At 72.0% G+C, this 9,971-nt stretch carries 12 protein-coding genes; 4 read left to right on the top strand and 8 right to left on the bottom strand.

The genetic code is table 11. The features are described from left to right. Window positions 1-29: 29 nt before the first annotated feature. Entirely contained in the window at window positions 30-791 is a 762-nt protein-coding gene (locus tag ACSHV8_RS18720) for an NAD(P)-dependent oxidoreductase (RefSeq protein WP_436534805.1), read from the bottom strand. 2 nt (window positions 792-793) lie between these two features. After that, window positions 794-1,564 carry an inositol monophosphatase family protein gene (locus tag ACSHV8_RS18725; protein ID WP_436534807.1) on the bottom strand — a complete coding sequence of 257 codons (771 nt, stop codon included), beginning with the start codon at window positions 1,562-1,564 and terminating at the stop codon, window positions 794-796. A gap of 67 nt (window positions 1,565-1,631) precedes the next feature. On the opposite strand from ACSHV8_RS18725, the gene ACSHV8_RS18730 reads away from it, so the two are divergent. Continuing rightward, on the top strand, window positions 1,632-2,546 hold the full coding sequence (locus ACSHV8_RS18730) for a LysR family transcriptional regulator (protein ID WP_436534809.1): 915 nt from the start codon (window positions 1,632-1,634) through the stop codon (window positions 2,544-2,546). An 18-nt stretch (window positions 2,547-2,564) separates the two neighbouring features. On the opposite strand, the gene ACSHV8_RS18735 is transcribed toward ACSHV8_RS18730, so the two are convergent. Next, complete coding sequence (locus tag ACSHV8_RS18735) at window positions 2,565-3,392, bottom strand: metallophosphoesterase family protein (RefSeq protein ID WP_436534811.1); 828 nt, start codon at window positions 3,390-3,392, stop codon at window positions 2,565-2,567. Window positions 3,393-3,625: 233 nt separating this feature from the next. On the opposite strand from ACSHV8_RS18735, the gene ACSHV8_RS18740 reads away from it, so the two are divergent. Next, window positions 3,626-4,285, top strand: a complete 660-nt coding sequence (locus ACSHV8_RS18740; protein ID WP_436536818.1) for an enoyl-CoA hydratase/isomerase family protein — start codon at window positions 3,626-3,628, stop codon at window positions 4,283-4,285. A 34-nt stretch (window positions 4,286-4,319) separates the two neighbouring features. On the opposite strand, the gene ACSHV8_RS18745 is transcribed toward ACSHV8_RS18740, so the two are convergent. Both ACSHV8_RS18745 and ACSHV8_RS18750 read right to left on the bottom strand, forming a co-directional pair. Continuing rightward, window positions 4,320-4,580, bottom strand: coding sequence for a hypothetical protein (locus ACSHV8_RS18745; RefSeq protein WP_436534812.1), 261 nt, complete (start codon window positions 4,578-4,580; stop codon window positions 4,320-4,322). 28 nt (window positions 4,581-4,608) lie between these two features. Beyond that, on the bottom strand, window positions 4,609-5,394 hold the full coding sequence (locus ACSHV8_RS18750) for a GlxA family transcriptional regulator (protein ID WP_436534814.1): 786 nt from the start codon (window positions 5,392-5,394) through the stop codon (window positions 4,609-4,611). 257 nt (window positions 5,395-5,651) lie between these two features. Here ACSHV8_RS18750 and ACSHV8_RS18755 point away from each other — a divergent pair, with 257 nt between their 5' ends. After that, entirely contained in the window at window positions 5,652-6,341 is a 690-nt protein-coding gene (locus ACSHV8_RS18755; RefSeq protein WP_436534816.1) for an EamA family transporter, read from the top strand. Next, on the top strand, window positions 6,326-7,366 hold the full coding sequence (locus ACSHV8_RS18760; protein ID WP_436534818.1) for a zinc-dependent alcohol dehydrogenase family protein: 1,041 nt from the start codon (window positions 6,326-6,328) through the stop codon (window positions 7,364-7,366). The genes ACSHV8_RS18755 and ACSHV8_RS18760 overlap by 16 nt, the downstream gene beginning before the upstream one ends. Before the next feature lie 79 nt (window positions 7,367-7,445). Here the strand turns inward: ACSHV8_RS18760 and ACSHV8_RS18765 are convergent, their stop codons facing one another. The 3 genes from ACSHV8_RS18765 to ACSHV8_RS18775 are packed head-to-tail and all read right to left on the bottom strand — an operon-like array spanning window position 7,446 to window position 9,952. After that, the gene (locus tag ACSHV8_RS18765; RefSeq protein WP_436534819.1) at window positions 7,446-7,709 is read right to left on the bottom strand and encodes a GlsB/YeaQ/YmgE family stress response membrane protein; all 264 of its coding nucleotides are present in this window, start codon (window positions 7,707-7,709) and stop codon (window positions 7,446-7,448) included. A 54-nt stretch (window positions 7,710-7,763) separates the two neighbouring features. Then, window positions 7,764-8,633, bottom strand: coding sequence for a TolB family protein (locus tag ACSHV8_RS18770; protein WP_436534821.1), 870 nt, complete (start codon window positions 8,631-8,633; stop codon window positions 7,764-7,766). A gap of 20 nt (window positions 8,634-8,653) precedes the next feature. Next, window positions 8,654-9,952: a lysine N(6)-hydroxylase/L-ornithine N(5)-oxygenase family protein gene (locus tag ACSHV8_RS18775; protein WP_436534823.1), complete on the bottom strand. Its 1,299-nt coding sequence runs from the start codon at window positions 9,950-9,952 to the stop codon at window positions 8,654-8,656. Window positions 9,953-9,971: the final 19 nt, after the last annotated feature.

Genomic DNA, 9,971 nt, shown 5'->3' on the forward strand with positions numbered 1-9,971 from the left:
AGGTGAGGTCAGTGGTGCGGTGCCCTCGACTATGCGGGGGCCGCAGCCGGCAGGGCGATCCCGCCCGCGTAGGCGGGGTTCTCGGCCTCGTCGAGCATCGCGGCGGCGACCGTGGCGCGGCTGACCATGGCCGGGAACAGGCGTTTCGGGGCCTCGCTGAGCCCGATGGTCCGCCGGTCGGCCGCCCGGGGGCCGTTGGTCAGCGGGCCGGCGTGGAAGACGGTGCCGCCCATCGCCAGCACGAGGGCGTCCGCCTCGACCTTGTCGGGGAGCTGGTCGCCGAGCGCCTTGAGCAGCGTCCGGGTGACCACTCCGGCCGCGCGGGCGGACGGCCCGGTGCCGTAGGCCCCGAGCCACACGACCCGGCCCACGCCGGGCACCCCGCCGGCCGCGCCTGCGAGCTGGGCATCTGCGCCGGGCACCCCGCCGGCCGCGCCTGCGGGCCGGGCATCTGCGCCGGGCGCCACGCCGGCCGAGCGTGCGGGCCGGGCATTCGTGTCGGGCCGGCTTCGGGCTGCGGCCAGGGCGCGAGCGCCCGCCACGAGTACGCCGGGCTTGTCGCCCTTGGCTATGCCCAGGCCGGAGACGACCACCGCACGGCCGGCGAGGGCGGCGGCGATGCTGTCGGGATCGCGGACGTCGGCCGCTACCCGGGTAAGACGGGGCGAGTCCGGGATGGCGATTTTGGACGGGGTGCGGGCGATCGCCACCACCGAGTGGCCTCGTTCGAGGGCTTGCCGGGTCAGTTCGAGGCCGGTCGCGCCGGAGGCGCCCAGAACGGTGATCTCCATGGTCACTTCACCGTCCGCAGCACGTCGAGGGCCGCCGCGTGCACGCCGGGGGCCGCGGCCAGGTAGCCGTCGCTGGCGATCTCCCACGGTTTGCCGTCCAGGTCGGTGACGGTCCCGCCGGCTTCGCGGACGAGCAGGACCGGCGCGATGTGCGAGCGCAGGTTGTCGAACTGCCAGTGCAGGTCCATCCGGCCGGCCGCGACGTTCGCGAGTTGCTGGCCGACCGGCACGGAGGCGCGGACGTAGAGCGCTTCGCGCATCATCGCCGCGATCGCGGCACCGGCCCGGGCGGCGTGTGCCGGTTCCCGGCTCGGTTTGGCCTGCCCGGTGCCGGTCAGGGCCAGGCTCAGGTCGGTTTTGGCCGAGACCCGCAGCGGTGTGCCGTTGAGGAACGCGCCGTGCCCGGCGGTCGCGGTGAACGTCTCCCCCGGCACCGGCGCGTAGAGGACGGCCAGGACGGGCGCGCCGTCGCGGACCAGGCTGACGCCGATGTTCCAGTCCGGCATGCCCTGGACGGCGTTCATGTTGCCGCCGACCGGGTCGACGACCCACCAGTCGCCGTCGGGCATCGGCCCGGAGCCGTGCTCGTCCGAGGTCCACTGTGAGCCGGGTAGCGCCTCGGTCAGGGCGGGCCGCAGGATCGCGGTGACCGCTTCGTCGTTGGCGCGTAGTGCCGCGAACAGTTCCTCTTTTGTCACCGGGGTGGTGGCCGGGTGGGTGACCTGGGCGGCGGCGGTGTGTACGGCCTCGACGGCGACTGTCAACAAGTTCATGACTTGAACTATCGAGCCTGCCAACCATTGTGTCCAATGCAACGTTGTTACTCTACGATTTACCCTCATGCAATTGGACTTGAACCTGCTCACGGTGCTGGACGCGCTTCTGGAGGAGGGCAGTGTGGCCGGGGCGGCCCAGCGGCTGCGGCTCTCCTCCCCCGCGGTCAGCCGCAGTCTCGGCCGTCTGCGCCGGCTGACCGGTGACGACATCCTGGTGCGGACCGGGCGGGCGATGACCCCGACGCCGTACGCCCTGCGGGTCCGTGAGCAGGTCGGTGAGCTGCTGCGTCAGGCCGAGGGGGTGCTCGCCCCGAGTCGCGAGCTGGACCTGGCCGGGCTGGAGCGGGTGTTCACCCTGCAGTGCCACGACATGCTGGCCACCGCGCTGGCCCCGCCGCTGCTGGCCGCCGTGGTCCAGCACGCGCCCGGGGTGCGGCTGCGCTTCCTGCCCGAGGCCGCCGTGGACACCGACGAGCTGCGGCACGGGCGGGTCGACCTGGAGATCGGGGCGTCCGTGCCGGCGCTGCCCGAGATCCGGCACGAGACCGTGGGCGCGGATCGTTTCGTGGCGGTGGTGCGGCGGGATCATCCGTACGCGCAAGGGCTTGATCTTGAAGGTTTTGCCGATCTGCCGCATGTGCTGATCTCGCGGCGGGGCCGGCTGACCGATCCGGTCGACGCGATCCTGGAGACGCACGGGCTGCGGCGGCGGGTCCTCGCGGCCGTCGGTACCGCGGCGACGGCCGCGCACGTGATCGCCCGCAGCGATGCCGTGCTGACCACACCGGAGCTGATGTGGCGGCCCCTGCTGACCGCTTTTGATCTGGTCAGTGTGGCGCTGCCGGTGGAGCTGCCGACCGCGCCGATCACGTGTGGATGGCATCAGCGCCACGACACGGACCCGGCCCACGCGTGGTTGCGGGCTCAGGTCCGGGCCGCGTTCGTGACCGTGCTGAACAGGTCTGATGTGGACGGGTGAGGAGCCGGTGACGGCCCTTCAGCCCAGTATCCGGCGCAGCTCGCCGGGTGGGGTGTCGCGCCGCTTCCACTCTCTGGGGTAGCCGACCGACACCTCCTCGAAGCGGACCCCGTCGTATCGCGTGGTCCGCGGGATGTGCAGGTGACCGTAAACGGACACGGCGGCGCGGAACCGGACGTGCCAGTCGGCCGTGCGCTCCGTTCCGCACCACTGGGCGAACTCCGGGTGCCACAGGATGTCGGTCGGCTGCCGGACCATCGGCCAGTGGTTGATCTGTACGGTCGGCAGCGCCGGGTCGATCGCCGCGAGACGCTTCTCGGAGTACGCCACCCGCGCCCAGCACCACTCCTCCCGGCTCGGGTACGGATCCGGGTGCAGCAGCATCTCGTCGGTGCAGACCACCCCGGCCTCGTACGCCTTCTCCAGCGACGCCGCCTTCGTGCTCAGCCCCGGCATCCGGAACGAGTAGTCGTAGAGCAGGAACAGCGGCACGATCACGGCCGGCCCGCCGGCGCCGCGCCACACCGGGAACTCGTCCTCGGGTGTGACCACACCCAGCCCGCGGATCGCCTCGACCAGACGTTCGTACCGGGCCTGACCGCGAAGCTGGACCGGGTCCTCCCGGGGCGTCCACAGCTCATGGTTACCCGGCGACCAGATCACCCTGGCGAACCGCCCGGCCAGCACCTCCAGGGCCCACGTCACGTCGGCGAACATCTCCCCGACGTCACCGGCGACGATCAGCCAGTCACCCTCGTTCTCCGGCCGCAGCCCGTCGACGATGTCACGATTCTCTTGGTACGCGACGTGCAGATCGCTGATCGCGTACAGGGTGGGGTCCGGCACAGGAACAGGCTATGCGTACGGCGGCGATCCCGGCCGGCCCTGACTGCCCATGGGTCGACCGACATCGGTGCGTTGCCGGCCGTCGCACGATCCGTGGCGGGCGCTCCGCTCGCCCGATAGCGTGGGCCCGTGACCGCTGACGTCGCGATCGTCGCCCACGGACTCGTCGCCGAGATCCGGCTCAACCGGACCCGGCCCGCAACGCACTCTCCACCGCCCTGGCCGAGGCCCTGATCGGCGCGACCGCCGAGGTCGCCGCCGGCCCGGCCCGCGCGATCGTGCTCAGCTCGGCCGCCCCCGATTCGTTCTGTGTCGGCGCCGACCTCAAGGAGCGCCACACCCTCGACGACGCCGGTTTCGACGCCCAGCGCCTCGTCTTCCGCCGCGCCTTCGCAAGCCTGCGCGACCTGCCGGTCCCGGCCGTCGCGGCGGTCCACGGGTACGCGCTGGGCGGCGGCTACGAACTGGCCTTGAGCTGCGACCTGATCGTGGCCGACGAGACCGCCGTGGTCGGCCTCCCCGAGGTGCGCGTCGGCATCGTCCCCGGCGGCGGAACCCAGTTGCTGCCGCGCCGCGTCGGCTACGGCATCGCCGCCGACCTGATCCTCACCGGTCGCCAGGTGAAGGCTGACGAGGCCGCCCGTCTGGGTCTGGTCGACCGCCTCGTCCCGGAGGGCGCCGACCTGACGACGGCGCTCGACCTGGCCGGCCTGATCGCCGCCAACTCCCCGATCGCGGTCGCCAACGCCCGCAACGCCATCCGCCACGGCCTCGGCGCCGACCTGCCCGCCGGCCTGGACATCGAGGACGCCGCCTGGCGAACCGCGGTCTTCTCCGACGACCGCCGCGAGGGCGTCCGCGCTTTCGTCGAGCACCGCCCGCCGACCTGGTGACCCTTCCTGCCGCCGGTCGAAGTCAGTCTACCGATCATCCAGGGGGATTCGCCCGGTCGACGACCCGCTCCCACTCGCCGATGAGGTTGTCGGCGAGTCCGGCATCCATGCGGCCGGATTCGACCCAGCGTGTGCCGTCCTCATCCGGTTGATCGAGGAGGCTGGGTGGTCCGATCACCCAGGTCCGCCGGTCGGCGAGCCGTTCGGCCGACGCGCGCATCGCGCTGACGATCGGGGCGGCGGGTTCTCCTTCCAGCGCGGCAAGCAGCTGGTCGAGGGGATGGTCGTCGCGCACGGCGTCCTCCGGGAGCTCGGCGGGCGGCTCAGGGGAGCATACGAAAGGCGGCCCGGTACGCCTCGGGCGTCACCCCGCGCGCCCGCCGAAAATGCCGCCGCAGCGTGTCCGCGCTGCCGAACCCGGAGCGCCGGGCGACCGAGGTGACGGTCGCGCCGTCCCGTTCCAGCAGTTCCTCGGCTCGGCGGATGCGCTGGTCCCGTACCCAGGCCGCCGGGGTCGTCCCGGTCGCCGCGGTGAAGTGGCGGATGAACGTGCGCGCCGACATCGCGGCCCGGCCGGCCAGCGCCTCCACCGACAGGTCCGCGGCCAGGTGTTGCACCGCCCAGTCGAGCAGTTCGGCCAGGCCGGGCCCGGCGTCCACGACCGGCACCGTCGTCGGCGCGAACTGCGCCTGCCCGCCGCTGCGATGCGGCGGCACGACGAGTTCCCGGGCGACCCGGTTGGCCACCGCGGCCCCGAATTCGCGTCTGATCACATGCAGACACAGGTCGATCGCGGCCGACGAGCCGGCGCTGGTCGCCACCGGCCCGTCGACGATGTAGATCGGGTCCGGGTCGACCTTCACCGCCGGATAGCGCCGGGCCAGTTCGGCCGCCGCCGACCAGTGGGTGGTCGCCCGCCGCCCGTCGAGCAGCCCGGTCGCCGCCACCGGGAACGCGCCGGTGCACAGCGCGGCCACGGTCGAGCCCCGGCCGACGGCTCGATGCAGGGCCGCGGTCAGTTCCCCGCCGGGCGCCGCGGCCATCGGCGACGCCCCGGTCACGATGATCAGATCGGCGCTGTCCAGTCGTCGCAGGTCGTGGCTGGGCACGATGGAGAAGCCGGAGGACGCTCGCAGCGCTCGGCGCAGACCGCGTACTCGTACCGGGGCAGTCCCGCCCCGATCGGCGTCAGTCCGAAGATCTCGCTGGCCACGCCCAGTTCGAAGGCGGGCACCGGCTCGGCCACCACGACCGCAACGGCAAGCGCCAATGGCGGGCCGGGGCGATTCAGGGTCTTCTGCTGCCGGCCCTCGGCACCGGTGGCGCCGCCTGGGCCGAGCAGAGACTGTCGTCCGGGATCACCGCGTTGTTCCTGGCCACGATCCCGTTGTGGATCGTCGTGGGTCGCCGTTTCGCCGATCGGGAGCGGATCACCTGGCCGGTCGCGTTCGGTCTGCTCGCCGGTCTGGCCGGTGTCGTGGTGCTGGCCCGCCCGTCCGGGGCCGGCAGCGCGATCAGTGTGGCGGTCGCGCTCGGCGCGGCGCTGTGCTGGGGGCTGGGTTCGGTCTGGGCCGGTCACCTGTCCCTTCCGCGGCCGGCGCTGATGGCCAGCGCGGTCGAGATGCTCTGCGCCTGCGTCATCCTCACGGTCCTGGCCGCGGTCTCCGGCGAGCTGGGCCGGGTCGAGGTCGTCCCGAAGTCGATGCTCGCCCTGGCCTACCTCGTGGTGTTCGGCAGCATCGTCGCCTACACGGCCTACACCTGGCTGCTGGAGAACGTCGCGCCGCGGATCGCCGGCACCTACGCGTTCGTCAACCCGGTCGTCGCGGTCCTGCTCGGCTGGTGGATCCTCGGCGAGCCGCTGACCCTGAGCATGCTGGCCGCCACCGCCCTGATCGCCGTCGGAGTCGCCCTGATCGTCCTGGCCCCGAGCGGTGATTCACGATCAAATTCACAAGCTTCTTCGCGTACGGAGGAAGGGCCGCCCCCGGCCCCGCCGTCGCCACCCGCCGTTCCGACCACGCCTGGCAGGATGGGGTCGTGCGTGCCGTCGTGATCGATGCTGTCCGAGCCCAGCCCCAGGTCCGGGACGTGCCCGAGCCGTCCGCCCCCGACCGCGGCGTGGTCGTGCGGGTCATGGCGACCGGGATGTGCCGCAGCGACTGGCACGGCTGGGCCGGTCACGACGACGACATCGTGTTCCCGCACGTCCCCGGCCACGAGTTGGCCGGTGTGGTGACCGAGGTCGGTGCCGGGGTCGAGCGCTGGACGGTCGGCGACCGGGTGACCGTCCCGTTCATCTGCGCTTGCGGCCGCTGCGAGTGGTGTCGTTCCGGTCAGGGCCAGGTCTGCCCGGACCAGGAGCAGCCAGGTTTCACGCACTGGGGTTCCTTCGCCGAGTACGTGGCCCTGCACGCCGCCGACACGAACCTGGTCGCGCTGCCCGAGCCGGTCGGCTACGCCACCGCCGCGAGCCTGGGCTGCCGTTTCGCCACCGCGTACCGGGCCCTGGCCGGCCGCGCCCGGGTCGCCGAGGGCGAGTGGGTGACGGTCCTCGGCGCCGGCGGGGTCGGTCTGAGCGCGGTGATGATCGCCCGGGCGCTGGGTGGTCGCGCGATCGCCGTCGACCGTAACCCGGAGGCCCTGGCTGTCGCGTCCGCGCTCGGCGCCGAGCATGTGATCCGGGCCGGCGGCACGGATGTCCCGGCCGCGATCGCCGACCTGACCGGCGGTGGCAGCCACGTCGCGGTGGACGCGGTCGGCAGCGAGCAGACCTGCGCCGACGCCATCCTGAGCCTGCGCCGCCGGGGCCGTCACGTCCAGGTCGGCCTGCTCCCGCCGATCGACGGTCACCCGCGGGTGCCGATGGCCCGCGTGATCGGCTGGGAGCTGGACCTGCTCGGCAGCCACGGCATGGCCGCGGCCGACTATCCGGCCATGATGTCCCTCATCGACGCCGGCACGCTGCAGCCGCAGCGCCTGATCGAACGCACGGTCGGCCTGGCCGAGGTCGCCGCCCTGCTCCCGACTTTCGACCGCGCCACGGTCGCCGGCATGACGATGGTCGACCCGACCCGCTGACGCCGGCCAGGCCGAGCCGCAGACGAAGGCGGCCCGCCCAGGACGGCACGCCGGGTCGGCCGAGCCGACCGCGACGAGGTCAGCGGCGAGGACGGGCGGCGGCCGCGATGGTCACGCCGACGGCGGCCAGGCCGATCTGGAGGATGAGTTCGATCCAGTCGATGCCGCGCGTGTCGTCGACGCCGATCGCGGCGGCGATGAACGTGCCGATCAGCGCGGCCACGATCCCGATGACCAGGGTCAGCCAGATCGGGATGTTCTGTTTGCCCGGGACGACCAGGCGGCCGAGCGCGCCGATGACCAGGCCGATGATGATCGCGGTGAAGATGCCGGTGATTTCCACGTGCGCCCCCTGACGAGTCGGGCCTCGCCGGAATTTTCCCCGGCAAGCTCCGGTCTACGCCGCCGGGTCGAACGGATATTCGACATAGGCGAAACGGCGCGAATCGGGAGACCAACTGTTGACGTTGATCGTTCCCTGGCCGCCGGGCAGTGACACGACCGTCCGCGCCGACCGCCAGTCGTCGCCCTCGACGAGCCGCAGCTCGACCGGCCGGTCGGCCGGGTGCCCGGACGTCCCGGGCGGGTAGCTCAGGTAGACGGCCCGGTTCCCGTCCGGCGCGAAGTGCGGAAACCAGTTCACCCGCTCGTCGAACGTGAGTTGCTCCAGCTCGGTCCCGTCCGGACGGATCCGGGCAATCTGCGCGCCGACACCAAACCGCTCGGTGTTGAAGTAGATCCAGCTCCCGTCCGGCGTGTACTCCGGGCCGTCGTCCGGCCCGCCCTCGGAGGTGAGCCGGGTCGACGCGCCACCGGCCGCCCCGATCGTCCACAGGTTCCCGGAGTCCCAGCGCTGCCCCTCGATCCCCACGTAGGCCAGCTCGGTCCCGTCCGGGCTGACCCCGTGCAGGAAGTGCATCCGGTCCTCGTGGGTGACCCGCCGCCCCGGGCCTCCGCGCAGCGACGCCTCGTAGATGTGCCCGTCGTCGGCCGACACGAAGATCGCGTCGCCCACGCCCAGCACGTGATCGTTGTTCAGCCCGGGCACGCCGTCGAGGGGGATCTCGACCGGCGCCGAACCCTCGGCCACCGGCAGCCGCCACAGCAGCCCGTCCCCGTTGAGGATCAGGTCACCGTCGGCGGCCCAGTTCGGCGCCTCGAACAGGACGGACGAACTCGTGTACACCGGCGTGGAGACACCGGTGCTCACGTCGTACGTAAGAATGCGGCACTTCTGCTGCGGGGCAAGCGTCCGAGCGGATCCCATCAGCCGAGGATAGGCCCCGGTCAGCGGTCGCCGATCATGGCCAGGGGGCGTGGCGGAACCTCCCGGCCGGACGCGGCGAGCGCGTCGACGATCTCGCCGGACCGGACGGCCACGGCCGACAGCAGCGTCGAGGTGATCCCGTGGGCGTGCTCGGTCCCGCCCTGCAGGTAGATCCCGGCCCGCAGATCAGAATCGGTCGTGACCCGGTAGTCCCGCCCGACCCGCAGCAGATTCTGATCGTCGCGCCGGCAGTGCGCCCCGGCCGTGCCGAGCAGGCGGGTGACGTCGACCGGGCGGTACCCGGTGGCGTACACGATCGCGTCCGCCTCCAGGGGTGTCCGCTCACCGGTGGGCAGGTGCTCGACGACCGCGGTGACCCCGTCGGGCCGCGTCTTCAGGCTGGTGACCTGCGACGCGTTGAGCATTCGGAGCCGTTCGCGGCCGAGGACCTTCTCCCGGTAGACCCGCCGGTACAGGTCCTCGATCAGATCCCGGTCGACCACCGAGTAGTTGGTGTCGCGGTGGTACTCGAACAGCATCCGCTTGACCTCGTCGGGCGCGTCGAAGTACAGGTCGACGGCGTCCGGGTCGAAGATCCCGTTGACGAAGTTGCTGTCGTCGGCCGGGCTGTAGCCGTAGCGGAAGAAGACCGAGCAGACCTCGGCCGTCGGGTAGCGCTCGTGCAGGAACGACACCGATTCGGCGGCACTCTGCCCGGCCCCGACGACGATGAAGCGCCGCGGTTCGGCGACGTCGAACGCGGCCGCCCGGTGCAGGATGTCCAGGTTGTGCCAGACGCGTTCGGACACCTCGATGCCGGCCGGCAGACGCGACTCCAGGCCGACGGCGACCGAGACATTGCGCGTACGGAACGTCCGCGCCCCCGCCGTCACGTCGAGAAGCGATCCGCCCTCCACCGGCACCACGTCGGTGACCGTGTGCCCGTAGTGCACGCTGTCCTTCATCCGCCCGGCCGCCCACCGCAGGTAGTCGTGGAACTCCACCCGCAGCGGATACATGCTCTTGTAGTTGATGAAGTCGGCCAGCCGCTCGTGCGCGTGCAGGTAGGACACGAAGCTGAAGTCGCTGGCCGGGTTGCGCATGGTGACCAGGTCCTTGAGGAACGACACCTGCATGGTGGCGTCCTCGAACAGCATGCCCCGGTGCCAGCCGAAGTCGTCCTGCTTCTCCAGGAAGATCGCGCGCAGCCGATCGCCCGGCCGGCAGCGGCCGTTGTGTTCCTCGATCGCGATGGCCAGGGCCAGGTTGGAGGGCCCGAATCCGATGCCGACCAGGTCGTACACGTCGTTGTCCTGCATGTGGATGGCCTCCATTGAC

It is taken from the genome of Actinoplanes sp. HUAS TT8, assembly GCF_051380535.1.
Lineage (GTDB): Bacteria > Actinomycetota > Actinomycetes > Mycobacteriales > Micromonosporaceae > Actinoplanes.

What these genes read in the sequence shown, in the direction of transcription:
- ACSHV8_RS18725 (WP_436534807.1), bottom strand. Translation starts at nt 1,564, where the DNA reads ATGAACTTGTTGACAGTCGCCGTCGAGGCCGTACACACCGCCGCCGCC.
- ACSHV8_RS18775 (WP_436534823.1), bottom strand. Translation starts at nt 9,952, where the DNA reads ATGCAGGACAACGACGTGTACGACCTGGTCGGCATCGGATTCGGGCCC.
- ACSHV8_RS18730 (WP_436534809.1), top strand. Translation starts at nt 1,632, where the DNA reads ATGCAATTGGACTTGAACCTGCTCACGGTGCTGGACGCGCTTCTGGAG.
- ACSHV8_RS18770 (WP_436534821.1), bottom strand. Translation starts at nt 8,633, where the DNA reads ATGGGATCCGCTCGGACGCTTGCCCCGCAGCAGAAGTGCCGCATTCTT.
- ACSHV8_RS18720 (WP_436534805.1), bottom strand. Translation starts at nt 791, where the DNA reads ATGGAGATCACCGTTCTGGGCGCCTCCGGCGCGACCGGCCTCGAACTG.